The sequence below is a fragment of the Thermoactinomyces vulgaris genome, from assembly GCF_005886755.1.
Taxonomy (GTDB): Bacteria; Bacillota; Bacilli; order Thermoactinomycetales; family Thermoactinomycetaceae; genus Thermoactinomyces; species Thermoactinomyces vulgaris.
On sequence record NZ_CP039710.1, the window covers coordinates 2207552 to 2231440 of the forward strand.

Annotated in this window: 24 protein-coding genes; 10 read left to right on the forward strand and 14 right to left on the reverse strand. The window is 45.6% G+C overall.

Annotated features, from left to right (window positions below; translation table 11 throughout):
- Window positions 1-166 precede the first annotated feature (166 nt).
- Window positions 167-655, reverse strand: a complete 489-nt coding sequence (locus FA954_RS11200) for an SRPBCC family protein (protein WP_037994334.1) — start codon at window positions 653-655, stop codon at window positions 167-169.
- Window positions 656-910: 255 nt separating this feature from the next.
- Here FA954_RS11200 and FA954_RS11205 point away from each other — a divergent pair, with 255 nt between their 5' ends.
- Both FA954_RS11205 and FA954_RS11210 read left to right on the forward strand, forming a co-directional pair.
- Window positions 911-2101: a glycine C-acetyltransferase gene (locus FA954_RS11205; RefSeq protein WP_037994332.1), complete on the forward strand. Its 1191-nt coding sequence runs from the start codon at window positions 911-913 to the stop codon at window positions 2099-2101.
- A gap of 33 nt (window positions 2102-2134) precedes the next feature.
- Window positions 2135-3091 carry an L-threonine 3-dehydrogenase gene (locus FA954_RS11210; protein ID WP_138615106.1) on the forward strand — a complete coding sequence of 319 codons (957 nt, stop codon included), beginning with the start codon at window positions 2135-2137 and terminating at the stop codon, window positions 3089-3091.
- A 42-nt stretch (window positions 3092-3133) separates the two neighbouring features.
- On the opposite strand, the gene FA954_RS11215 is transcribed toward FA954_RS11210, so the two are convergent.
- From FA954_RS11215 to cls, 3 genes are all read right to left on the reverse strand, one after another.
- Window positions 3134-4489, reverse strand: coding sequence for an alanine/glycine:cation symporter family protein (locus FA954_RS11215; RefSeq protein ID WP_037994295.1), 1356 nt, complete (start codon window positions 4487-4489; stop codon window positions 3134-3136).
- A gap of 169 nt (window positions 4490-4658) precedes the next feature.
- Window positions 4659-5483, reverse strand: coding sequence for an undecaprenyl-diphosphate phosphatase (locus FA954_RS11220; protein ID WP_138615222.1), 825 nt, complete (start codon window positions 5481-5483; stop codon window positions 4659-4661).
- A 150-nt stretch (window positions 5484-5633) separates the two neighbouring features.
- Complete coding sequence (cls, locus tag FA954_RS11225) at window positions 5634-7091, reverse strand: cardiolipin synthase (protein WP_049719739.1); 1458 nt, start codon at window positions 7089-7091, stop codon at window positions 5634-5636.
- A 214-nt stretch (window positions 7092-7305) separates the two neighbouring features.
- Between cls and yunB the strand changes: the two genes are divergently transcribed.
- The 3 genes from yunB (at window position 7306) to FA954_RS14020 (ending at window position 9038) form a co-directional block, all read left to right on the forward strand.
- Window positions 7306-7920, forward strand: coding sequence for a sporulation protein YunB (yunB, locus tag FA954_RS11230; protein WP_170151196.1), 615 nt, complete (start codon window positions 7306-7308; stop codon window positions 7918-7920).
- 62 nt (window positions 7921-7982) lie between these two features.
- Entirely contained in the window at window positions 7983-8888 is a 906-nt protein-coding gene (locus FA954_RS11235) for a cation diffusion facilitator family transporter (protein ID WP_084712821.1), read from the forward strand.
- 27 nt (window positions 8889-8915) lie between these two features.
- Entirely contained in the window at window positions 8916-9038 is a 123-nt protein-coding gene (locus FA954_RS14020; RefSeq protein ID WP_255347158.1) for a hypothetical protein, read from the forward strand.
- 77 nt (window positions 9039-9115) lie between these two features.
- On the opposite strand, the gene FA954_RS11240 is transcribed toward FA954_RS14020, so the two are convergent.
- From FA954_RS11240 to FA954_RS11250, 3 genes are read right to left on the reverse strand one after another with little or no spacing between them, the layout of a single operon-like run.
- Window positions 9116-9493: a hypothetical protein gene (locus FA954_RS11240; protein ID WP_037994291.1), complete on the reverse strand. Its 378-nt coding sequence runs from the start codon at window positions 9491-9493 to the stop codon at window positions 9116-9118.
- A 19-nt stretch (window positions 9494-9512) separates the two neighbouring features.
- A complete protein-coding gene (locus tag FA954_RS11245) occupies window positions 9513-11042 on the reverse strand; it encodes a DEAD/DEAH box helicase (RefSeq protein ID WP_138615107.1) in 1530 nt (509 codons plus the stop codon).
- Between the two features lie 10 nt (window positions 11043-11052).
- Complete coding sequence (locus FA954_RS11250; RefSeq protein WP_138615108.1) at window positions 11053-12564, reverse strand: DEAD/DEAH box helicase family protein; 1512 nt, start codon at window positions 12562-12564, stop codon at window positions 11053-11055.
- A 224-nt stretch (window positions 12565-12788) separates the two neighbouring features.
- Here FA954_RS11250 and FA954_RS11255 point away from each other — a divergent pair, with 224 nt between their 5' ends.
- Window positions 12789-13742 (forward strand): class I SAM-dependent methyltransferase, encoded by a 954-nt coding sequence (locus tag FA954_RS11255; protein WP_049719735.1) that lies wholly within the window; start codon window positions 12789-12791, stop codon window positions 13740-13742.
- Window positions 13743-13793: 51 nt separating this feature from the next.
- Here the strand turns inward: FA954_RS11255 and FA954_RS11260 are convergent, their stop codons facing one another.
- The 4 genes from FA954_RS11260 to FA954_RS11275 form a co-directional block, all read right to left on the reverse strand.
- Window positions 13794-14594, reverse strand: a complete 801-nt coding sequence (locus FA954_RS11260; protein ID WP_049719734.1) for a polysaccharide deacetylase family protein — start codon at window positions 14592-14594, stop codon at window positions 13794-13796.
- 162 nt (window positions 14595-14756) lie between these two features.
- On the reverse strand, window positions 14757-15503 hold the full coding sequence (locus tag FA954_RS11265) for a M15 family metallopeptidase (RefSeq protein WP_049719733.1): 747 nt from the start codon (window positions 15501-15503) through the stop codon (window positions 14757-14759).
- A gap of 307 nt (window positions 15504-15810) precedes the next feature.
- Window positions 15811-16554: a hypothetical protein gene (locus FA954_RS11270; RefSeq protein ID WP_062842845.1), complete on the reverse strand. Its 744-nt coding sequence runs from the start codon at window positions 16552-16554 to the stop codon at window positions 15811-15813.
- A gap of 153 nt (window positions 16555-16707) precedes the next feature.
- Window positions 16708-18177, reverse strand: a complete 1470-nt coding sequence (locus FA954_RS11275) for a catalase (protein WP_049719730.1) — start codon at window positions 18175-18177, stop codon at window positions 16708-16710.
- Window positions 18178-18508: 331 nt separating this feature from the next.
- Here FA954_RS11275 and FA954_RS11280 point away from each other — a divergent pair, with 331 nt between their 5' ends.
- Window positions 18509-19117, forward strand: a complete 609-nt coding sequence (locus tag FA954_RS11280; protein ID WP_037994282.1) for a DedA family protein — start codon at window positions 18509-18511, stop codon at window positions 19115-19117.
- A 30-nt stretch (window positions 19118-19147) separates the two neighbouring features.
- On the opposite strand, the gene FA954_RS11285 is transcribed toward FA954_RS11280, so the two are convergent.
- Window positions 19148-20008 (reverse strand): tyrosine-type recombinase/integrase, encoded by an 861-nt coding sequence (locus FA954_RS11285; protein ID WP_049719728.1) that lies wholly within the window; start codon window positions 20006-20008, stop codon window positions 19148-19150.
- A 108-nt stretch (window positions 20009-20116) separates the two neighbouring features.
- Between FA954_RS11285 and FA954_RS11290 the strand changes: the two genes are divergently transcribed.
- Window positions 20117-20719, forward strand: a complete 603-nt coding sequence (locus tag FA954_RS11290; protein ID WP_037994277.1) for a YczE/YyaS/YitT family protein — start codon at window positions 20117-20119, stop codon at window positions 20717-20719.
- A 32-nt stretch (window positions 20720-20751) separates the two neighbouring features.
- On the opposite strand, the gene FA954_RS11295 is transcribed toward FA954_RS11290, so the two are convergent.
- The gene (locus tag FA954_RS11295) at window positions 20752-21216 is read right to left on the reverse strand and encodes a hypothetical protein (protein WP_049719727.1); all 465 of its coding nucleotides are present in this window, start codon (window positions 21214-21216) and stop codon (window positions 20752-20754) included.
- A gap of 250 nt (window positions 21217-21466) precedes the next feature.
- Here FA954_RS11295 and FA954_RS11300 point away from each other — a divergent pair, with 250 nt between their 5' ends.
- Window positions 21467-22792, forward strand: coding sequence for a 6-phospho-beta-glucosidase (locus FA954_RS11300; RefSeq protein WP_138615109.1), 1326 nt, complete (start codon window positions 21467-21469; stop codon window positions 22790-22792).
- A gap of 50 nt (window positions 22793-22842) precedes the next feature.
- On the opposite strand, the gene FA954_RS11305 is transcribed toward FA954_RS11300, so the two are convergent.
- Window positions 22843-23130 carry a hypothetical protein gene (locus tag FA954_RS11305; RefSeq protein ID WP_138615110.1) on the reverse strand — a complete coding sequence of 96 codons (288 nt, stop codon included), beginning with the start codon at window positions 23128-23130 and terminating at the stop codon, window positions 22843-22845.
- A gap of 257 nt (window positions 23131-23387) precedes the next feature.
- Here FA954_RS11305 and FA954_RS11310 point away from each other — a divergent pair, with 257 nt between their 5' ends.
- Window positions 23388-23753: a hypothetical protein gene (locus FA954_RS11310; RefSeq protein WP_138615111.1), complete on the forward strand. Its 366-nt coding sequence runs from the start codon at window positions 23388-23390 to the stop codon at window positions 23751-23753.
- Window positions 23754-23889 lie beyond the last annotated feature (136 nt).

Genomic DNA, 23889 nt, shown 5'->3' on the forward strand with positions numbered 1-23889 from the left:
TCCTCCATGTTTTCTACCTGAGTATTTCTCGTTTCTCCCACGGAATAAACCTCTTTTGCCCCCGCGAATATGAACAAACGATGAACACAGCGGGTTGCCAAACGAAAGCGTTCACCGGAAAACTTCCCTTTACACAAGGCATCTCCGGTAAACGCTTCCGAATTCTTCAGGAGAATAAATGCCGCTCTTGAAATTCTTTTTCGATCTCCACTGCCAACCGACTCCAATAATGATTCATTTTTTGATCCATTCTTCTTTTGAATAAGGTATAAAGAATGCCGTTCAACCAATTCCATTTCCTGGTTCTTTGTGTAATGACCGTGAGCCGGGTTCCTGCTTCCACCCGTTTGAGCCGGTAAGTATGCGTCAGGTTTTCCTCTTCCGTGGAAACGGTTGTCTTTAATAAGGAAGGAGGAGCATATTCGGCAATTTTCATTTGGATGGTTTCCGTTCCGGCCGGTTTTTCGTACGTGATCCTGAACACTCCCCCCACTTCCGGCTCCATCTCCACCTCTAACACATCCTGATGGGCCCGGCGGCGGATTCTTTCATTCGTTAATTTGGAAAAGCAAAACTCCGGCGGTGCCTGAACATAAAAAACGGACACATGTTCAATGCAGATGGTGTCTTTATTCTTTTGTTTCAGTGGTTTCATGATGTTTCCCCTTATTCCTGATCTAATCTTATTTTACTGGAATTTTTCCACTGTAGATGGAGAAAATATGTTTGATTTCTGCCTGCTTCTCTCTGTTTGTTTTTGTCCACTGTGAGTAAACATTTTTGTGAAAATATGATAAATTAGTATCAGAAACGTTGATATAAAAAGACCGACGCACCTTAATATGTCCTCGTCATGCGGACATATGTGTTTGTGCTCAAGAAAACACGGATGGCGCAAGGAGGAGTTGCCATGGCAAGCAAAACATTAGACCAGTTTTTACATGACAACTTGGAGGATTTAAAAAGCCGGGGCCTTTACAACGTGATTGATCCGCTGGAAAGCCCCAACGGACCCGTGATCGAAATCGACGGCCGGGAATTGATCAATCTTTCTTCCAACAACTATTTGGGTTTGGCAACAGACGAACGCCTGAAAGAAGCGGCATTGGAAGCGGTTCAAAAATACGGCGTCGGTGCCGGTGCCGTTCGCACCATCAACGGAACCCTGAGTCTTCATGTACAGTTGGAAGAAAAACTTGCTGAATTTAAGAATACAGAAGCGGCAATCGCTTATCAATCCGGCTTTAATTGCAATATGGCCGCAATTTCTGCCGTGATGGATAAAAATGATGCCATCTTGTCCGACGAACTGAACCATGCATCCATTATTGACGGTTGCCGCCTTTCCAAAGCAAAAATCATCCGCTTCAATCACTCCGACATGGATGATTTGTATGCCAAGGCAAAAGAAGCCAAAGAATCGGGACAATACAAAAAAATCATGGTCATCACAGACGGCGTTTTCTCCATGGACGGCGATGTCGCCAAGTTGCCGGAGATTGTGGAAATCGCCAACCGTTTTGACCTGATCACTTATGTCGACGATGCACACGGCTCGGGTGTCCTGGGTAAAGGGGCCGGCACGGTGAAACACTTCGGACTGTCCGATCAAGTGGATTTCCAAATCGGAACCTTGTCCAAGGCGATCGGCGTCGTCGGTGGTTATGTCGCGGGCAAAAAGCTGTTGATTGACTGGTTAAAAGTCCGCAGCCGTCCGTTCTTGTTCTCCACCGCCCTGCCACCGGCCGATGTGGCTGCATGCATCAAAGCCATCGAGATTTTGATGAGCAGTACGGAACTGCATGACAAATTGTGGAGCAACGGGCGCTATCTGAAAAATGGCTTGAAGGAACTGGGCTTTGATATCGGTGAAAGTGAAACCCCGATCACCCCTTGCATCATTGGCGATGAAGTGCTCACCCAGAAATTCAGCCGGCGCTTGAATGAAGAAGGCGTTTATGCCAAAGCCATCGTCTTCCCCACTGTTCCAAGAGGAACCGGGCGTGTCCGGAACATGCCGACGGCGGCCCATACCCGGGAGATGCTGGATCGCGTGCTCGCGATTTATGAAAAAGTGGGAAAAGAAATGGGCGTCATTTAATTTGACGAGTTGTGACAGCAGGAGGCGTTTTGCATGAAGAAAATATTGGTTACCGGTGCTTTGGGACAAATCGGTTCGGAACTGGTAATAAAGTTAAGGGAAATTTATGGAGACCACAATGTCATTGCAACGGATATCCGAGAAACCGACAGTACGGTCGTCCATTCCGGACCGTTTGAGATTCTGGATGTGACCGATGGCAAAGCCATGTACGATATTTCCGAAAAATACCAAATTGACACCCTGATCCATTTGGCGGCATTATTGTCTGCCACCGCGGAAAACCGTCCGCTCATGGCCTGGAATCTCAATATGGGTGGACTGATCAACGCACTGGAAGTGGCACGGGAACTTCGTTGCCAATTTTTCACCCCGAGTTCCATCGGTGCTTTCGGCCCGTCTACTCCCAAGAAACAAACGCCGCAAGATACGATTCAACGCCCCACCACCATGTACGGGGTAAACAAAGTTTCCGGTGAGTTGCTGTGTGATTATTACTATCACAAGTTTGGCGTGGATACACGGAGTGTGCGTTTTCCGGGGTTGATCTCATATGTGGCTCCCCCCGGAGGCGGAACCACAGATTACGCCGTCGAAATTTACTATGAAGCACTGAAAAAGAAAGCATACACTTCCTATATTGCCCCGGGCACTTACATGGACATGATGTATATGCCGGATGCCTTGAATGCCATCATCACGCTCATGGAAGCGGACGCAGCCAAATTGAAACACCGCAATGCTTTCAATGTGACCGCCATGAGCTTCGAACCGGAAGAAATTGCGGCGGAGATCCGCAAACATATTCCGGAATTTCAACTGGATTATCAGGTGGATCCGGTCCGGCAATCCATCGCCGACAGTTGGCCCGACTCCATTGATGCCACTGCCGCCAAAGAAGAGTGGGGCTTTCATGCCGAATATGACTTGGAAAAGATGACCCAAGACATGCTCACCCGTTTGCAAGAAAAATTTGCGGTGTTGTCGTAAAAAAAGCCGTCTTCCCTCTGTTTCCGGGGAAGACGGCTTTTGTCATTCTTTCTCAGATCTCTCTTTTTCTTGCCGGATGATTTGGGTGAACGCTTTGGACTCCGCCACCACGACGCCGGACAAACCGATCAGGCCGATCAAGTTGGGAATGGCCATCAATCCGTTGAAAACATCCGCAATGGACCACACCAACGCCAAATTCAGTCCCGAGCCCAACAACACCGAACAAGTGAAGACCACCCGGTAACCCGTGACCGACCGGGAACCGAACAAATATTCAAAACATTTCTCGCCGTAATAGGACCATCCCAACACGGTGGAATAAGCAAAGAAAATCAAGCCGATCGTAACGATCCATCCGCCCGGGCCCGGCAACAAACGGTTAAAAGTTTCGGTCGTCAATGCCGCTCCCGTCAAATCGCTGCCGACATAGTAGCCGCCCATCACCAGACCGATTCCCGTGATGGAACAAACAACAATGGTGTCCAAAAAGGTTCCCGTCATCGACACCAGCGCCTGCCGTCCCGGATGGTCCGTCTTGGCTGCGGCTGCAGCAATCGGAGCCGATCCCATCCCGGCTTCATTCGAGAATACCCCCCGGGCCACTCCATAGCGGATCACCGTCCCGATCGCTCCGCCGGCAACCGCTTGTCCCGTAAACGCATCCGTAAAAATCAAGGCGAGGGTGGAAGGCAGTTGATCCACATGAAGCACAATGATGAGGAGCCCCCCCAAAACATAGAAGATCGCCATCAACGGAACCAAAAAGCTGGTCACCCGGCCAATCGATTTGATGCCCCCGATAATCACCATCCCGGTGATCACCGTCAATACAACGCCGGTAATCCAGGGATTCACACCAAAACTGGCCTTCATCGACTCCGCCACGGAATTGGATTGCACCATACTGCCAATACCAAACGCGGCAATCGATCCAAACAAGGCAAACAGAACCGCCAGCCATTTCCATCCCAGACCCCGTTCGATGTAATACATCGGTCCGCCGGCCATCTCGTTCCGCTCGCCAACCACCCGGTACTTCACGGCCAAAATCGCCTCTGCATACTTTGTCGCCATGCCAAAAATCGCGGTAATCCACATCCAAAACACCGCTCCCGGCCCCCCGGCAACCACGGCCGTGGCAACCCCCGCAATATTTCCCGTCCCAATCGTCGCAGAAAGGGCGGTCATCAACGATTGAAAATGGGAAATATCCCCTTGCGACTCATGATCCTGTTTCAAGGAAAAGGCGGTTTTCAAAGCGTAAGGAAGTTGGGAAAATTGCAAAAATGACAAACGAATCGATAAATAAATGCCTGTCCCCACCAATAAAACCAGCAAGGGAGGACCCCAAACCACATTCGAAATTTGATCCAACCATTGAGTAAATGATTCCATACCGTTTTCTCCTTTTTGTCTAACACATATCGAATGAATTTTTTTATAATTTTATTTAAAAAGATAATATCACGGCCCCTTCATTTTTTCAACAGATGTTCACAATTTCGCGAAACCGCCAAATAAAAAAGCTGCCCGCCATCGAGCAGCTTTCTTTCAAGAAAATGGATCAAAATACCAAGAAATAAATGATTACCGCCAAGACAATCCGGTATACGGCAAACGGCACCAACTTGACTTTGTTAATCAGTTTCAAAAAGTAGCGAATCGACAACAACGCAAAAAGAAATGCACTGATGAAACCGGCGATAAAGAAAGGAAGAGCATCCGCCGTAAAATACTCCCAGTTTTTAATCAGAGACAGACTGCTCGCCCCGGCCATGATGGGAACGGCCATGATAAAGGTAAAATCGGAAGCAGTCCGGTGGCTCAAACCGATCAAAACCCCGCCGGAGATGGTGGAACCGGAACGGGAAAAACCGGGCCACAAGGCAATACATTGAAACAACCCGACGAGAAATGCGTCTTTGTAACTGATTTGATCCAACGTTTCCACTCTCGGTCTGGTCGGACGGAACCAGTCTGCGACAATCATCAGGATCGCCCCGGCCACCAAACCGACGAGTACCGTGGACAGTCCAAAGAGATGTTCATCGATCAAGTCCTCAAATAAAAAGCCCAACACGGCAGCCGGCAGCAACCCGACAAAGATTTGCCCCAAGGTCAGGCGGTCTTTCTTTTCGCCTTCTTCGGATCCTTTTCTTTTCAAGCCCAACAGATCCAGAATCCGGTCTTTAAAGACGATCACCACCGCCAAAATCGAACCCAACTGGATGCACACTTTGAATGTATTGGCAACCGGCTCGGAAAAAATCTCTTTCGTTTTAAAAAGAATGTCATCAACCAAGATCATGTGCCCTGTTGAAGATACAGGAGCAAATTCGGTCAATCCTTCGACCATCCCCAAGATGATCCCGACAAAAATTTCCCACAAGTTCAATGCGCTCACCTTTTCCTTCAGACTTAGTGATGTATTTCCTGTGAAGACTTCGGAAAAAGAAAATCTATCTCCTATAATGGCACAATTCCTTTTTTCTTGACAATGAAAAGTCCAACAGATTTTTTAAATGTTCATAACTATTTTTTATAAAATCGGAGAGAGCAACCGGGAAATCGATTCTTTAAATCGAATCCAGTTGGAACGCCGGTTATACACCTCTTTCGTCAACTCCCGCGAATTTTTGAGATCTTGCTCAAAAATGGTTTGCAGACGTCCGGCCACCTGAACATCAAATAAAAAGGCATTGACCTCAAAGTTTAATTTAAAACTGCGCACATCAAAATTCGCTGTCCCCACCGATGCAATTTTGCCGTCGACCACGATGGTTTTGGCATGGATAAATCCTTTTTCATAGATGAAACACTTCACGCCCACTTTCAACAGTTCCCCGATATAAGAATACGTCGCCCAGTAAACAAACATGTGATCCGGTTGGTTCGGGATCATCAGGCGGATTTCCACTCCGGACAGCGCAGCAATCTTTAAGGCATGCATCAAGCTGTCGTCGGGAACGAAATAAGGTGTTTGAATATCTATGCGTTCCTTGGCGGAATAAATCATTTTTATCATCCCGTTTTTGATTTGTTCCCACTCGGAATCCGGACCGCTGGACACAATCTGAAGTGCCGAAGTCCCTTGGGATGATTTTTCCGGAAAGTAACGTTTTTCATAACGGAGCTCCTTTTCCGAAGCATTGTTCCAATCCAGGAAAAACCGGGATTGCAAAGCATCCACGGAACTTCCCTTGATCCGGAGATGAGTGTCCCGCCAATAACCAAACTTCGGGCTTAATCCCAAATACTCGTCGCCGATGTTGAAACCGCCGACATAGCCGATTTTCCCGTCAATGACAACGACTTTGCGGTGATTCCGGTAATTCACCCGGAAGTTTAAATACGGAATCCATTTGGAAGGAAAAAAGGCAGCTACTTCTCCCCCGGCTTCGATGAGCGGTTTAAAAAAGCGGGGCGGCAGCCAGGCCGATCCCATATCATCATACAGGACGCGCACCTTGACCCCCTCTTTGGCTTTTCGGGTTAAAGCTTGCACAATTTGATTGCCGATCCCGTCGTTTTTAATGATGAAATAAAGCAGATGAATATGATCTTTGGCCTGATCAATATCCTTTAAAAGAGCATGGAATTTTTCCTTCCCGTCTGTGAATATTTTCACTTCGTTGTCCTGGGTGAGCAGCCCGTATCCGCTGACCAGATTCATGTAAATAATGGGCTGGTATTGTTCAATCTCCGGATCCCGGAATTGAAACCGCCGCTCCTCCAACTCCTTGGCTTGTACGGATAATTTACGGACAAAATCTTCGGTGTGCTCGGCATTGAGCTGGAAGATTTTCCGTTTGCTCAGATTTTGTCCAAAAATAATATACAGCATAAAGCCGACAACAGGCAGAAACAGCAGGATCAAAATCCAGGCCCAGGTTGTGGCCACGTTCCGCCTCTCTAAAAATATAATGACGATCGCCAACAGAATATTCACCATGGTTAACAATGAAAGCGAATGTACACCCATGTCCACGAAATTCATCCCACTTCCTCCGCTTTTCCCATATTTTTCATAAACTCTCCAAACAAACCATATAAAACATATGAAAAGGAGAGAAATAGCCATGTCATTCGGTCCCCGTTTTTCCCGACGCATTCGTTTGTTTGCGAGAAGACGCTTTAAAACACACAAAAGAAGACCGAGGTTTGCCCGCTCGTCTTTCAGAACTTCCAATACGTTTTTGAAGCCATCTTCAATGATTTTTCTTGTCTTTCTCGGATTCACTGTATTGACCGGTTACCTTGGTTATACCTTTGTGAACCACCAATTGAAACCCGTATTGGTCGCTCTCGCTGAAGAAGAAGCCAAAAAAACGGCACAAAAAGCATTTTTAAAAGGCATTGAAGAAATGCAGCAAAAGGTGAACCCGGTGGCCACCTTGCAAGTCGACAAACAAAACCGGATCACCGGGGTCCAGTTCAACAGCCAGATGGAAGCCAAAGCCTATCAGGTGGTGACGCAACGGATTCTGAAAGAATTGAGTAAAGAAGAGAACCGGCTGAAACACATTTCTTTTGGGAAAATCTTGCAGAGCAGCATATTTGCCGATATGGGCCCCAATATCCCGGTTCATATCTGGGTCGAAGGAACCCCGCATGTCACCTTTACATCCAGTATCGAAGGAAAAGGAATCAATACCACCTTGATTACCGTAAACCTGCAGGCTGTCATCGAAATGCAGTCGTTATTGCCTTTAACCAATGAACATTATACCCTAAAATTCAACCAGCCCATTGCCCGGCAAGTGATCGTGGGGGAAGTGCCGGATTTTTATCCTTTTGGCCTGAATCCAATCCCCCAAAATGATTAGACTGTTATAATGAAAGAAACGGCTTTTTTCCGCCTGCACCCATCATGACAGGAGGACTGTTTATGCATTCGCATCACCATCATCATACCCCTTCCACCCGTAACCGCCAAAGCCTGACCATGGCACTTGCAATCACTGCAAGTATAATGGTTTTGGAGTTTGCAGGCGGATTATGGACAAAAAGTCTGGCTTTGATATCGGACTCCGGGCACATGCTAAGCGATTGCATCTCACTCGCCCTGAGCCTGGCGGCCTTATGGTTTGCCGCCCGGCCGCCATCAGCCCGCAAAACATACGGCTATTACCGGTTTGAAATCTTGGCGGCGCTTTTTAACGGCGTCACCTTGTTCATCATCGCCGGGTTCATCGTGTGGGAAGCCATCCAACGTTTTTTTGCCCCGCCCGAGATCCAAGGGAACATGATGATGGCCATTGCAACCATCGGACTGATCGCCAATGTGATGAGCGCCTGGATTCTCTTTAAAAAAGGGGATGTGAAAGAAAACCTGAATGTCAAAAGCGCCTACCTGCATGTATTGGGTGACGCCTTGGGTTCACTGGGCGCCATCATCGCCGGCCTCATGATCAGTCTGTTTTCTTTTTACCTGGCCGATCCGCTTCTCAGCATCATCGTTGCCGTCATCATCCTAAAAAATGCATGGGGAGTGATCACCCATTCGGTCCATATCTTGATGGAAGGCACACCTGTCACGGTGGATCGCGAAAAAGTGGAACAAGCATTAAAACAGATTCCCGGTGTCATCAATGTCCATGATCTTCACATCTGGACCATCACGTCGGGCATCGATTCCTTATCTTGCCACTTGCTGGTGGAAAAGGATACAGACCCGCAACAAATCTTAAAAACCGCCATCGAGGTGATCGAACAACAATTTGCCATCCAACACACCACCATTCAAATCGAAACCACTGATTTTCAGCATCAAGCCGGACACCTTCTTCACTGACCAACTTGACAGAAAGGAGCATTCATGATGCAAAACGAAGAACACAAAGAAAACGCAAAACAAGAGAAAAAAATATTATTTACCATCGTTTCCTCCGCCTTTTTGATTGCACTTCTCATCTTGATTTTTGCCATTTCCATCACTTCATAACAAAAGCCCCGGCCAAAAAGCCGGGGATCTTAGTTTGATATTTTAAATAGTTTATTTTAAGGTTCAATGCCACAACTTTAACCTTTAATTTTCTCTAAAATACTGACTGCTGTATTGATTAACTGACAAACCGCTTCACTTCCCGCCAGCAACCCGCTAAGATTTTGTAACTTTGTATTTAAAATAGAGAGAAAATTGGCAGACATTTGATCAGCAGACACCTTACTTGACGCTTCTTCAAGATCATAAAGCGCCTCTTCTTTTTTCTCTGGTGGTAAAGATTCCGTTTTCTCTAATTCTTTTACTATTTTTTCAAGCACTTCCACCAACTGACGTTTCGGATCTTCCTCATCAAGCTTCCCAAGATTAACGGTTTGCGATATGTTTTGTGGCCCTCCATGGCTGATATTAATTTGTCCATTATTCTCACTAATGTTTAATTCATTTTTACTCATGGGTAACTCCTCCCGAAATTTATTTTTTGTTTACCACTTGTGAGACCTGCATTTTCCCATCTTTAGCAATATTTATCTGACCTTGATTCCGGTGAATAATTATTTGTTGAATAATCGTTTGCTTTCCACTATTCTTCTTACCACTTTTACGAGCAATTCTTTCAAACAAACGATCAACATGGGTTTGCTCTTCCCGTGTCCGTTCAAATAATTTGTCCTCATGAGAAATATATTGTTTTAATTTACCTGATGGAAATCGCCTCACATTGCCAAACTTATTCCAATCAGTAAATACAAGAAAACTTTCGCGTGCGCGGGATACTGCAACATTCAACATATTAATCCCTTGATCATAAAAAGGACGATTTGACTCATGATCCACTGGCGAAAACAAAATAATATCCCTTTCTGCTCCTTGCAATTCATGAACAGTACCTACCGTGATATTTTTGACGCCAAGTTCTTTTAAAAATTCTTGTATCAAAGTACGCTGGTACCTGAAAGGAGTAACCACTCCCACCAAATCCTTCAACTCTGACTTTTTATTTTCCGTTTTTTGAGCTTGTCTGAGAATTGAATGTTTATTTTCTGCAATCCATTCAGCCACTGCAGCGGCTTCCATCAAATTGAACTTACTACCGCCAATCTCTTCGGTCTCCCCTTCAATATGAGCATATCCTAAATACGGAATATCATGATATTTCATTGAATTACCTCTAAGAGGCATAAGATTTCCATTATAAGCCAAGTCGTTGCAATACTGGATGATATCATCCACACAACGCCGGTGCTCATTAAGGAACATTCCGCCATACATCTCTTCCTTTTGATATTTACTGCGGCGCTGTGCAATTCTCATTACACTACCGCGATGGGTAATTCCTGTTTTTTCAATTTCAGAAAACTGATCCCACCGTTTAATTATTTTAGCCCCCAAAAGATTTCCAATATCTATAGATAAGTTGAGGTTGCTGATGGGCTCAATTTGCATGGTATCCCCAACGATTAGAGCTTTTTTGGCCAATGAAAAAACCGGCGCCGCCAAAGGAGGAGTCACTTGACCCGCTTCATCAATAATAAGTAAATCAACAAATTCATAAAGGTAATTTGGATCTCTGTCATTTGCAAAAGATTTTTTTCCCCACTTGTTATCCAATTTTAAATGGCGGGCAATCATATAAAATGTTGCAACAAAGCATGGAGCCAGCATGGCATAACGTCGCAAACAATTGGCTTTTTTCTCTTTTGATTCCAATTTGCTTTCAGTATCATTTTCAACTTCCAAAAGCCAGCGTGCTTCCCAATAATGGGTTGCCAACTGAAACAAGAGATAACGAAGACTGACATCCAACTCCTCCATCATCTCACTAAAGCTGTCAGGAATTTGTTCAGGTTCTTCACCAATCCCGTATTTTTTTCGCCAATTTATCAAGTCAGCTTCTGCATCCTTATATTTCTCTAACCGCGAATAACAATTATCCAATTGCTGTTGGATATGCATTTTAGAAAACAGAGTCACTTCGAAGGGGAGATCATCTTTCCATTTCAAAATAAAATTTTCATTTCTTCGTTCCCTGTTTTTCTTTAATAGCTGGGATAAACGACAACAAGGACCAATGAAACGGCTCTTTACTACAATGTTGATTCCACTCTGTCTTCAACATTTTAAGTTGCTTAATTTGTTTATCAAGTTGTTCTTTATGTATAACTCGCGAATCTTCTAACTCAGAAAAATAACCGCGACCGTTTTTTTTCAATTCCTCTTGGTAAGCCACCCAGCTTTTGATGTATTGAATCCCCTCCTGCAACACCTGATGCCACTTGTTCAACTCCTCATGCAACCATTTACAAGCTTCCTTGAGATGATGAAATTTTTGCCCCGTCGCTTTCCCACAGTGATTCAAAAAAGCTTTTTTCAATACGGGCATATTCATCTTTTCCATGTCTTTCATAAAATTCATACCGTTTTGTGTGACGATTTGGTAATCATTTACTTTGTTTTTGTTATTATCCAGCCATTTCGAAGAAGGAAAATAAAGCCCGTAACTCTTTAGCGGCTGAATCCAACGACCTTGTAATAATTCAGCCAATTCCCCCCATTTTCGATTTGAATTGGTTTTTCCCTGATTCATTTTCCCAAATGAATCAATAACATTAATAATCGCCTGATTATTAGTCGATGTTGCGAAAATAACAGGAGGTTCACCGCCTTCTATCGCCTTTTCAACCCACAATGAAGCTACAACATTTTGAATCAATGTGGTTTTACCGGTTCCCGGGGGCCCATTGACTGCAAGAATCTCTCCTTTTTTTAAAGAAAATAAGTGTTGTAGCGATTCTCTTTGCCGTTGAGACAATGGATATTGAGAATTCATCTGCCCCAAATGAGATTCAGCACCGTCCTTTTCATGCTGAATCGGCTCTTTTTCCTTTTCGTCCAATGACAAAAATTCTTGTAAAAGCTTTGGATATTTTTTTAACTTAATTACATCTTCATATAGAGATAAAATATCCCTTGATTTATTCTCTAATTCCTTGGGAATGATACACACTTGATTACTTACCCGATAACCTGGCAACTTTAGCGATCGGAAATTTTTTCCTGTCACATGTTGAAACATATTTTCAGCATATTTCCAAGCTGCTATCCAGTTTTCTTCCACCAAATAAGGGTGTTTCTCCACATAATCATCATTCTTTTCAATTGTACCAATCGTTATCTCATTGTCTTTGGATGACGGTTCCAAATATTGACGGACAAAATATGGTGGTCGCTGTGAAATAGGCACCAATCTCTGTTCATTCAATTCGGCAATGATAAAAAAGGGCAATATAACTGATTGACTGTCTGATTCAGAAAGGATAACCGGACAAATGTGGTATTCTAATTCTCCTTTTGATTTTATATTTGATGATTTTTTCTTAATCAATTCCAGTGATTCTTCAGTCAGTTTTCCACTCTTTACTTCATCCAGGGAAAGATTTACACCATGATTCATATTTAGTGAACTGTGATCACTATCAATATGACTTCGCAAAAAATAACGTAATAACTTTTTGTCGGAATCCATTTTTCCACTCCTCTCCCATATTCATATTCTTCTGCAAACAAAACAAGATCCCTACCGCAATAATTAAATTTTTATAAATCCGTTAAATAGATAAAAAATAGACTTAATCACAATTGCATTAACAGTATGACGGGCATTCTTAAAATTTGATTCAATGATTTCAAGAATAACATTCATCATCAAATCAATATACATTTTAATAAAGGTGACAGGGAGCGACGTAAATGAATGAAAAAATCGATATCCGGCAATTCAAGCGTGCCAGTAAAACGGCCGAGTTTGCCGCTTTGTTCCGCACGTTGGAATACTCTTTTCCCAAAGAACGGCGTTTGGTGGAAGATCCGTTTGCATTTCATTTTTTAAGCCGGCCATTGAAATTAATTGCAGCATTGGCCCGCATTCCGGTTGCCAGCTGGTGGATTCCCGGACTGATTGATCGCGTTGAACCCGGAGCCAGGGCTTCCGGCGTGGCCCGAACCCGCCTCATTGACGACCATTTGATCTATGCTTTGTCCCGGGGAATATCACAAGTGGTGATCCTCGGTTCCGGATACGATTCCCGCCCTTACCGCATCCCGGAATGCCGGAAAACCCGGGTGTTTGAAGTGGATCAAGCAGGAATCTTGCGTTTGAAAAGGACAAAACTGGATCGCCTTCTTCACCGGTTCCCCGGGAATGTCTCTTTTGTTAAAACCGATCTGAACATTGAAAAGATCAACGAAACATTGCGGCAACACGGGTTCAACAAAAACAAGCCCGCTTTTTTTATCTGGGAAGGTGTCACCCAATATCTGACCCGCCGCGCAGTGGACCAAACCATGGATTTTATCAGCGGGACGGCCCCCGGCAGCTTTCTGCTTTTCACCTATGTCCATAAAAAAGCGATTGAACAGTGGTTGAACGGGCCAAAAGCTAACTGGATCCGCCGTTGGGTCAAGCAAATGGGGGAACCGTGGATCTTTGGTTTTGATCCCAAAGAGCTCCCGGATTACTTGTACCGTTATGGGCTGGAATTGGTGGAAGATGTGGATTCCAAAACGTTCCGGCAGCGTTATATGAATCCACGAAGTCCCCATATCGAAGAATACCGGTTTTACCGGGCGGCTCTGGCCCGCGTTAAAAGCGAAGAACAACCCCGGATCCGATTCTTTCGATCTTTTTTTCGCCAAATGGAATAAAAAAAGAAACCAATGCCTACAATGAACCTTAAAGAGGCACTGGTTTCCCGTTTAATCCTGATGGTACGCAGGAATATCCAAAAGTTCATTCACGGTGACAAACTGGTAGCCTTCTTGTTTTAACTGTTGAATCAGCCGGGGGAGGGCTTGAACCGTTGCCGAACGATTGCCTCCTCCGCTGTGCTGTAAGACAATGCTGCCGGGTGATGCATGTTGGACCACATTTTGAAAAATCCGGTCCGGTGTCTGTCCCGGTTCCCAGTCCAATGTGTCGATATCCCATTGAATGACGGAAATCCCCATTTGATGGATCAATTTTTCTTTTCCTTTGACAGCCCCGTATGGCGGTCGCAGCATCGCCATTTTTTTGCCTGTCAGTTTTTCCACGATTTGATAGGTTTTGGTGATTTCCTGCCGTACTTTCGCATCATTCTCCTTCACCAAATTCGGATGGCTCCAGGTATGACTGGCAATCACATGTCCTTCATCCACAATCCTTTTGACCACGTCTGGATGGCGCGGCACTTGATTGCCGATCACGAAAAATGTGGCAGGCACCTGCTGTTGCTTTAAAATGTCCAGAACCTGACTGGTATATGTAGCATCCGGTCCGTCATCAAAAGTGAGTGCAATTTTTTTCTCTTTGGTCGCGCTCTGGTAATAAGTGGCAGCCGGTTTCGCGTGATAATAAAAAGAAGGGACAGAAGCCCTCTCCGCAAGTTTATCCGGCATGGCAAGCGTTTTTTCGTTCAATGCATCCGGCTGCTCTTCCGGATTTGCTGCAAACAAAGGCGTGCCTGCACAACCGCTGAGCAAAAAACAACACGACAACAGTAAGATTAACTTTCTCATCGATGAACTTCCTACTCTATTCTTCTATATAGTAAGCGATCCTATATTAAATCTATGCCATCTATGAATCTAAATTCAAGCGATGATCCGTGGAAATTTTTGATGATCATGTGAACCTTTTGCATTACAATAACACCACATCTGCGATCGTTGATCCTTATGTCATTTTAAAGAAAAATATTCCTCCATGACCAGTCCTTTTTCATTCAGCTCTTTGGCCAATTCTTTGCCCACATACCGAATATGCCACGGCTCATAAGCATAACCGGTCACGTCTTCTTTTCCTTTGGGATACCGGATAATAAAGCCATGCTCCGCCGCATGATCGGCAAGCCAACGTCCGGCTTTGGTTTCTCCGAATGATTCAATCAACTGATAATTAACGATGGAACTGGAAACGTCCATCGCCAGTCCGGTCTGATGTTCGCTGTGTCCCGGCCGGGCATTATACTTCGACGTATCGGCCATCCCCTTGCGTTGCAAAGCAGACTGATACGTCGCTTGTTGCCGCTTATATGAACGGTAACCGGATACGGCAACCAGATCAACCCCGTCTTTTTCAGCCGCCTTGAACAATTCCGCCAAGGCTTCTGCCGCTTCCTTTCGCATCAATTTCTTTTCAGCGGTGCCGGCAAAAGAAAAGGTCACATCCGGTTCAACCAAATCCGGGGGAACATAATCCGCCGGAATTTCTCTCTTTTTATTCACCACCACCGTGATCGAATCGGGCGTATCAATATCCCATTTTTCCTGCGGCGGTACCGGTTTGGGTTTCTCCTGTGTCACCTTTTCCTGTTTGGGTTCTATATTTTTGGCATCAGCCGGCACATCCGTCTGAGTACAGCCGGCCAATAGCACTGTGCCTGCAATCAGTGGAATCGAAATGGATTTGAAAAACATTTTTTTCATATCTGTCCTGCCTCCAGTGTGCATATCCGTCCAAGCGAACGTGTCAACGGATAAACCATTGAACTTCCTCATATCATTATATCGCTAATCCAACGGTATGTGCGGGGGAACTCTTCGTTGTTCGAAAAAATATCAGCCTTTTTTGCCACTTTTAACCATTTTGTAACATAAGAGCAGAAGAAAGAATTACTCTTCCCCCTTCTCCCGGTTCAAGGCGCAATCGGTATCCCGCCTCATTTTTCTATGTATTATGAATGGAAATAACCTTTTGCAAACAACACGATGGTATCCAGGACATTGAGTCCGATCAAGATCCAATCTTTCTCAACATCAGCGATACAACGGCCCACAAAAGAGAAGCAATGCCGAAAGGTGACCAAAGAAACACAAAAAGGATAACCACCGTAATCCTCGAACTGAGATCGGGCAGCAAAAGGATTATGTTATATGTCACCACAAATTTGACAAGGAGCGTCACGGCTGCCATCACATTATAACCATTGATTTTTTTCAGTACTTTTTTCCAGCCTTCTTCTTCCCCCGGGAGAGTGTCTTCTTCCAGAACTTCATCTCCTGCCTTCTGTTGATTGATCAGATACTGCAGATAGAAAACCCCCAGAAAAAAGGCCAACAGATAGGTGACGATTTGATTGGCGAGGTCGGTGCCTTTCCCCTCATGCTCCAAAAACATGCCCCGTAAATAAACGGGAATGATCCGGATTAGAACAAACAAAACCGGGAAAATCACCAAAGCAACAAATTCAAGATAGAAATCTAAAAATTCGTAGGAAAACTCAAGTCCTGCCAATCCCGCAAACAACCATACAAAACTCATGGCAAAATCAAGCAATGCGGCGATCCAGATATACCAAAACGGGAAACGCTTTTGGGTGTTTAATTGCTGAATCGCTTTTTTTCTGCTCAAATACCAGTAATAACCATAAAACCGCCATGTCACCACTTGCAAAAGAATCATTGCCACTACCGGAATTTTTTTAAATCCGGCTGCCCGGTATGTTTTTTTCAGTCCGGCATGACCAATGGCTTCCAAATTAAAATCTCCTTTTCGGAAATTATAATTCTATTCATTTATCTTATCATAAAACTGTTTCACAAGAATTATCGCAACCCCCGGAATAAAACATTAAAAAAGGCTGTTGACTTTTAATAAGCCAACAGCCTTTCAGTCTGCCTTCACACGGGATTATGATTGAAATTTCCCGAGGACGTCAGCGATATTGACTCCCAAAGCATCCGCCAAACGAGTGCCGTATTCTTCATCCGCACGGTAGAAGTTGTAGATGGCCCGTTGTTTCGTCTCTTCATGCACTTCTTTCAAATCATTTGTCAGGTTTTTGATCAAATTGTCCTGCTCTTCTTTTGTAAACGAACGGTAACGTTCGCCTGCCTGCTTAAAGTCGAGGGTTTTATAGATTTTATTCCGTCCGGCGTTTCCTTCCAGCGGGGTTTCGCTTTCCAAGTATGCCGGATCTTCTTTCGGACGGTCGTCATAGCGGTTGGGTTCATAGTTAACGGTCGGGACATCTTGCTTCATTTGCATGGGTCCGTCCGTTTGATAGTTATTCACCGGAGCAATCGGCCGGTTGATCGGGAGGTGCAGGTAGTTTGCCCCCAAACGGTGACGTTGCGTATCCGGATAAGAAAACAACCGTCCTTGCAACAATTTGTCTTCCGACGGCTCAATTCCCGGAACCAGCGCACTCGGGGAAAATGCCGCTTGCTCGACTTCGGCAAAGAAGTTTTGCGGGTTCCGGTTCAAAGTCATGCGGCCGACCAATTGCCACGGATACTCGTCTTCCGGCCAGATTTTGGTTGCATCCAGCGGATCAAAATCAAATTTATCCATATCTTCCGGCGGCATGATTTGGACGTAAAGATCCCATTCGGGATAATTTCCTTTTGCAATATTTTCAAACAGATCGCGTGTGGCATGGTTTGCGTCTTTTCCTTGGATTTCCATTGCTTCTTCCGCGGTCAAATTTTTGACACCCTGGAGGGGTTTCCAGTAATATTTAACATATACGACTTTACCTTCATGATTTACCCATTTAAACGCATGTACACTAAACCCTTCCATTTGCCGGTAGTTCGCGGGAATGCCGTAATCGGAAAACAGCCATGTCATCATATGTGTGGATTCCGGACTCAGTGTCATGAAATCCCAATACCGGTCCGGCGACTGGATATTGGTATCGGGAGCCGGTTTCAGCGAATGAACCATATCCGGAAATTTGATGGCATCGCGAATAAAGAATACCGGCAAATGGTTCCCCACCAAATCATAGTTTCCTTCCTCAGTATAAAACTTCGTTGCAAAACCGCGCGGATCCCGGGCCGTTTCCGGCGAACCTTTGGAATTGATCACGGTTGAGAAACGGACAAATACCGGTGTCTCTTTCCCCACTTCTTGCAAGAAAGCCGCTTTCGTATATTCTTTCATGCTGTTGATCACACGAAACACACCGTGTGCGCCGGCACCCCTCGGGTGAACCACCCTTTCCGGAATGCGTTCACGGTCAAAGTGCGCCAGTTTTTCGATCAAATGATAATCTTCCAACAGGGTGGGACCACGCCGGCCTGCGGTGCGGGAATTTTGGTTGTCGCCAACAGGAGCCCCCTGGTTCGTGGTTAAACGTTTTTTGGATTGATCCATCTGTCTATCGACCCCTTTTCAAGGTGATTATTATTATCATTCTTTATTAATAATAATTATAATCTAGAAAAAATGCAATGGGTTTTCCGGAAAAAGATTTGACATAAAAAAAAAGCGATCCCGTCCAGGACCGCTTTCATAAATCCGGGGAACATCTCTTCTTTCTCTCTGATAATATTATTCGCAAACGGACCTGCGTTTACGGTCTCCGAAACAAAAAAATCATGAATCTGTTTCATTTCTTTTAATAATCAGCTATAAAAATAGCAATGAACACGCTATACTTATGTGGGAATAATCATGGAAATGGATGAGGAGTTGAAACACGCAAATGGAGAACTGGATTATTGAATTCATGGAAAAATTCGGATATTTTGGCGTCTTTTTAATGATTGCTTTGGAAAACATCTTCCCTCCCATCCCTTCGGAAGTGGTTCTCACCTTTGGCGGATTTATGACCACCAAATCGGAACTATCCGTTTTCGGCGTGGTGGTTGCAGCTACATTGGGAGCCGTTGTCGGAGCCGTCATCCTGTATCTGATCGGGTTTTTGTTGAATGTGAACCAACTGGAAAAGATCATTGACCGTTGGGGACATATCCTGAAAATTAAGAAAGAAGATATCCATAAGGCAGATCGTTGGTTTGAACGTTATGGCGTATGGACTGTTTTCTTTTGCCGCATGGTTCCCATTGTGCGCAGCCTGATTTCTGTTCCGGCCGGCATGGCCCGCATGAACATGGTTATATTTTTGGTTTTCACCACCATCGGAACCCTGATCTGGAACACCATTTTGGTCATGCTGGGAGCTGCTTTCGGTGAAGCTTGGACCACGGTGTTGGATTATATGAGCGTTTACTCCAACGTTTTCTACGTCATTTTTGCCGTTTTGTTCATTTTGGTGATCGCTTGGTATGTCAAAAAACGCAAAGCTTATTAAACAAACAAAAGGTAGGGAAAGGGAACTTCCCTACCTTTTGTTTGTTGCCAAATATCTTTTGGTCGTCTCCATGCTTTGGTGTCCGGCCAAACGGCAAACGGTTTTTAAATCGGCTCCGGCTTCGATTAACCGGCGGCAAAAGGTGTGCCTTAAGGTATGGGGCGAATACTCTTTTAACCCGACCTCCTTCAAATATTTTTTCACCAGGTAATGAACCCCCTGCCTGGACATTTTTTCCCCGTTTTGGGTGCAAACCACCGTCCCTTTGTTTCCCCCTTCTCTCCGCCAGTCATTCAGCGCCCGGTAAAGACGTTGCGTGACCGGAATCCTTCGTTCTCCCTGTTCGTTTTTCACTAAAATTTCGTGATCTTCCCACAATATTTGCTCCCAATCCATCGTAATCAGCTCAGAAACCGTGCAACCTGCGTCCAGCATCAACAACAACAGGCACCGGTTCCTTGATCGTTTCCAATCATTTTTCTCCAGCTCCACCCGGTTCAGCAACCGCTTCTCTTCCTCTTTACTCAACCAGGAGTGGGGAGGCAAAACGGTTGGGGAAGAAGGTGTTTTCCAATCAATCTCCAGCAATGGATTGGTTCCCGCCAGATTTTTTTCGATCAAAAAGTCCCAAAAAGATTTTAATGAAGCCATATATTTATGAACCGTGGCGATCGAAAGCTTTCTCTGCGTTAACAATTCCTGTTGAAAAGCAATGATATGAGAGCTCAATACCTGGGTAGGCAAGGCCAATGAAGGATATTTTTGCTGAAACCATGCCGCGAACATCAACACCGTCATCACATATTCATCAATCGTCCGCTGCCTTCTTCCTGTGTCAACCAACCACTTCACAAACTCATCCACAAAATCCGAAAAACTGCTGAAATCCACAAATCACACCTCCCTTGGTGTCTCCCATTATAACATCCGGATCAGTTGGCAAATTGTTGGAAGTTGAAACATATAAATAATCAAAAACGGACAAGGTTGGTTTCGCTGATGTACAAGCTTATCATGCGCATGCTGTGCTACCCCGCCGGTTTGATCATCAAATCACTGGGAATCACGCTGATGATCGTCTCCCGGGCGGGAACCGATGCCTGGAACGGATTATATGTGGGAATGAGTAATCAGTTTGGATTCACCGTCGGGACATGGGTGATTCTCATCGGAATGCTGATCATTTTGCTCAATGCCGGTTTAAAAAAGAGCAGGCCGGATCTTTTTTCATTGCTGACGGTGCTCATTCTCGGAACCTGCATCGATTTTTGGCTGAACATCCTTTCCTTTTATCCGGTCAATCGCTTGGAGCAAATGCTCACGTTTTGGGCCGGACTGCTTTGCACCTGTTTTGGCATTTCGGTCTATGTACAAGGAAAATTTGCGCTGACACCATGTGATGATCTGATGTATGTCCTGTGCCGGCGGTTCAGGCTGAGCCTGGCTGTATCCAAAACCCTCATGGACGGCTTCGCGCTTGTTTTCGCATTGATGCTTCACGGGCCGATTTCGGTCGGAACTGTCATCTTCACCTTTTTAAGCGGCCCTTTGGTGCAGTTTTTTGCCCCCAAAATCGATGGGTTGTTGGAACGGGTAAAATAATCCATCCTCTTCGGCAAAAAAAACGGCCATCCCTACGAAGCCAGGGATGGATCATTGCCCGGAGGCGCCAACGCCTTGATCTCCAGGTTTTTCCCAATTCGGAATATCAGGCGGGTCCCATCCGGATATTGGCTCAATTGTTCTTGGATCCAGTTTTCCACCACCCGGTTGTTGTCACTGGGAACATAATCCACATACGAACCGGCTCCGCCCTCCTTGCAGACATGAAGCGGCCACTCCACCCGGTCATAACCATCTTTTACGGGATGGTTTTTAAAAGCGGCTTCCCTCCGTGCTTCGGCATTGGCCCGGTCGAGGGTGCAAACATGGATCTTGGTAGTCCGGAAAGCATTCCGGAAAAACCTGGCCCTTTCGGCAAACGTCTTGTCCAAATAAAAAACGGCCCCTTTGCTGAAATCAGCACTCTGGTTTTCCCCGCTTGCCGAACATCCCGTGACCAGCCAAATCAAACTGAACATCACAATCCAAAAGCGCATCGGTTTCCTCCTTTATGGCAAAACAATTTCCGGAATCAACACATGTTTTCCATTTTTAATATGGACGGATCCATCCCTTTTTATAAGCGCCATTTGCCAAGCGAAAGTTGGTATGCCCGCCATCAAAGCCTGACCAATATCTTTGCCATCCGGATCACTCTTTTGGTTCCCGACCTTCAGATCCTATATAATGAATAATAGGAATGTTTTTATAAATATCCAACCGAATTCATCCGGAGGTGTCGTTTCCATGACCCGAAAACATGGATTAAAAATTGTCGCCATCGGCGGCGGGTCCAGCTATACGCCGGAACTGGTCGAAGGATTCATCAAAAGATACGACCATCTGCCTGTCCGGGAATTGTGGCTGGTCGATATTCCCGAGGGAAAAGAAAAATTAAACATTGTCGGGAATCTGGCCAAACGCATGGTGAACAAAGCCGGACTGCCCATCCGCATTCATCTCACGTTAGACCGGCAGCAAGCGCTTCAAGGTGCGGATTTCGTCATCACCCAGTTCCGGGTCGGAGGCCTTCGCGCCCGGGCATTGGATGAAAAGATCCCTCTTCGATACGGTGTGATCGGACAGGAAACCAACGGGCCGGGCGGCCTTTTCAAAGGACTTCGCACCATCCCCGTCATCCTGGATATCTGCAAAGAGATGGAAACCCTTTGTCCCGATGCCTGGCTGATCAATTTCACCAATCCGGCCGGCATGGTCACGGAAGCCATCCTCCGATACAGCCCGCTTACCAAAGTGGCCGGCCTTTGCAACATTCCCGTCGGAATGAAAATGAGCGTGGCCCAAATGCTTCAGGTCGAGCCGGAGCGGATTCATATCGACTTTGCCGGATTAAACCACATGGTCTTCGGGCTCAACGTTTATCTCGACGGGCAAAACATCACCGGACAAATCATTGACCGGATCGCCCAAGGAGACACCTCCGGCATCCGTGCCAAAAACATTATTGACTTGGGCTGGGAAAAAGAGTTTATCAAAGCTTTGGGAATCCTTCCTTGTCCGTATCACCGGTACTACTTCCAAACGGAAAAAATGCTGGCCGAAGAACAAGAACAGGCGAGAAAAACCGGAACCCGCGCCGAAGTGGTGCAAAAAGTGGAAGCTGAGCTGTTTGAAAAATACAAAGATCCGGAGCTCGCCGCCAAACCGCCCGAACTGGAACAACGCGGCGGCGCATACTACAGCGATGCCGCCTGCAACCTGATCGACTCCATTTATCATGACCGCAAAGACATCCAAACCGTCAATGTAAAAAATCAAGGCGCCATCGCCAGCATCCCCCACGATTCCGCCGTCGAAATCAACTGCGTCATCACCGCAAGCGGCCCCAAACCCATCGCCATCGGAGACCTGCCCATCCCCGTCAGAGGCCTCGTCCAACAGATTAAATCCTTCGAACGGGTTGCCGCCGAAGCCGCCGTAACCGGCAACTACCATACCGCCCTGCTTGCCATGACCATCAATCCGCTCGTCCCTTCCGACTCCGCCGCCAAAAAAATCCTGGATGAAATGCTGAAAGCCCACCAAAAATATCTGCCGCAATTTCAACAATAAAAAAGGCGGGGATTCATTCCCCGTCCCAACCATAAAATTAGAGAACCGGATTAAACACAACGCACCGAAATCAGCGTATTTCGGCGAACTCTCCGGACAATCGTTCTCCGGATGCGCCGCCCTCTGCAGACAAAAATAAAGGTTTGTCTGTGCCGGCCCCGGCCGCAGATGACCACCAAAACTTCACCAGGGCGCAAGAAAAAGCGGCGAATGCGCACCACTCTTCTTCCGCAGCGCACAATTCTTCTCTCTCCCCGGCGGAGAACGAAAATTCTCCTTGCCTGTGCCGCAGTGATCCCATGATCTTGGTTAAGGGGGATTCCTGCCAGCTCTATCATCCTATCCCTCCTTTTTGCAAAGCTAAAATATTCTATGAATCCCCCTGCAATTGGTCTAAACCAAGAACCAAATTTCATTGAAATTAAACTTTTTCCCTAATCAAAATTCTTCAACTTTATGATTCTTTTTTAATAACAGTTCCAATTGATTCCCCTGTCATTTGCTTTGCATGCAGATGCAAAATTGCTCTTGACACTCTGAAACAAAGTGATCATCATGACCGTGCGAAGAAAAAACGGGGAGAGGAGACAAAAACATGGAGAATGTAACTGCCAGCGTAAAAACCGAATCCATCCTGTCCTTTCAATCCACCATCCGCAAATCGGAGAATGCCTTGGATCAGATGACGCAAAAAGGCGCAAACACCTCCCTCATCCGGAAAAGGCTCAAAGCCTTTCACATCGGCTTGGCCATGCTGGAATACGCCTGGTATCAAAAGCCTCATCCTTACACACCGGAAGAGCTGACCGAAGCCCGCCAAATTCTCACCGGTTTGCTCCCTTCCATTGAAAAGATTTACGCAAAGTCAAAAGAAGGAAGTCCGCAAAAAACGCTTTTGGAAAGAAGAATCCAAGCGTTCAACCTGGCCGTTCAAGCAATTGACGATTCAGCGAAAAAGTAAAGGACAGGCCGGCCGCCGTGCGGTCTTCCTGCCCTTTCGTATTTAATGTTGCAATTGTTAAGATCATTATATATATACTGTCTAAGTGGCTCAGCCATAAATTTAGGGATGGGCCGATTTCTTTCTGCCCATCCCC

Excerpts from the sequence above, each read along its gene's own strand:
- FA954_RS11200 (WP_037994334.1), bottom strand. The coding sequence starts at position 655 with ATGAAACCACTGAAACAAAAGAATAAAGACACCATCTGCATTGAACAT.
- FA954_RS11205 (WP_037994332.1), top strand. The coding sequence starts at position 911 with ATGGCAAGCAAAACATTAGACCAGTTTTTACATGACAACTTGGAGGAT.
- FA954_RS11210 (WP_138615106.1), top strand. The coding sequence starts at position 2,135 with ATGAAGAAAATATTGGTTACCGGTGCTTTGGGACAAATCGGTTCGGAA.
- FA954_RS11215 (WP_037994295.1), bottom strand. The coding sequence starts at position 4,489 with ATGGAATCATTTACTCAATGGTTGGATCAAATTTCGAATGTGGTTTGG.
- cls (WP_049719739.1), bottom strand. The coding sequence starts at position 7,091 with ATGAATTTCGTGGACATGGGTGTACATTCGCTTTCATTGTTAACCATG.
- yunB (WP_170151196.1), top strand. The coding sequence starts at position 7,306 with ATGATTTTTCTTGTCTTTCTCGGATTCACTGTATTGACCGGTTACCTT.
- FA954_RS11235 (WP_084712821.1), top strand. The coding sequence starts at position 7,983 with ATGCATTCGCATCACCATCATCATACCCCTTCCACCCGTAACCGCCAA.
- FA954_RS14020 (WP_255347158.1), top strand. The coding sequence starts at position 8,916 with ATGCAAAACGAAGAACACAAAGAAAACGCAAAACAAGAGAAAAAAATA.
- FA954_RS11240 (WP_037994291.1), bottom strand. The coding sequence starts at position 9,493 with ATGAGTAAAAATGAATTAAACATTAGTGAGAATAATGGACAAATTAAT.
- FA954_RS11250 (WP_138615108.1), bottom strand. The coding sequence starts at position 12,564 with ATGGATTCCGACAAAAAGTTATTACGTTATTTTTTGCGAAGTCATATT.
- FA954_RS11255 (WP_049719735.1), top strand. The coding sequence starts at position 12,789 with ATGAATGAAAAAATCGATATCCGGCAATTCAAGCGTGCCAGTAAAACG.
- FA954_RS11260 (WP_049719734.1), bottom strand. The coding sequence starts at position 14,594 with ATGAGAAAGTTAATCTTACTGTTGTCGTGTTGTTTTTTGCTCAGCGGT.
- FA954_RS11265 (WP_049719733.1), bottom strand. The coding sequence starts at position 15,503 with ATGAAAAAAATGTTTTTCAAATCCATTTCGATTCCACTGATTGCAGGC.
- FA954_RS11275 (WP_049719730.1), bottom strand. The coding sequence starts at position 18,177 with ATGGATCAATCCAAAAAACGTTTAACCACGAACCAGGGGGCTCCTGTT.
- FA954_RS11280 (WP_037994282.1), top strand. The coding sequence starts at position 18,509 with ATGGAGAACTGGATTATTGAATTCATGGAAAAATTCGGATATTTTGGC.
- FA954_RS11290 (WP_037994277.1), top strand. The coding sequence starts at position 20,117 with ATGTACAAGCTTATCATGCGCATGCTGTGCTACCCCGCCGGTTTGATC.
- FA954_RS11295 (WP_049719727.1), bottom strand. The coding sequence starts at position 21,216 with ATGCGCTTTTGGATTGTGATGTTCAGTTTGATTTGGCTGGTCACGGGA.
- FA954_RS11300 (WP_138615109.1), top strand. The coding sequence starts at position 21,467 with ATGACCCGAAAACATGGATTAAAAATTGTCGCCATCGGCGGCGGGTCC.
- FA954_RS11305 (WP_138615110.1), bottom strand. The coding sequence starts at position 23,130 with ATGATAGAGCTGGCAGGAATCCCCCTTAACCAAGATCATGGGATCACT.
- FA954_RS11310 (WP_138615111.1), top strand. The coding sequence starts at position 23,388 with ATGGAGAATGTAACTGCCAGCGTAAAAACCGAATCCATCCTGTCCTTT.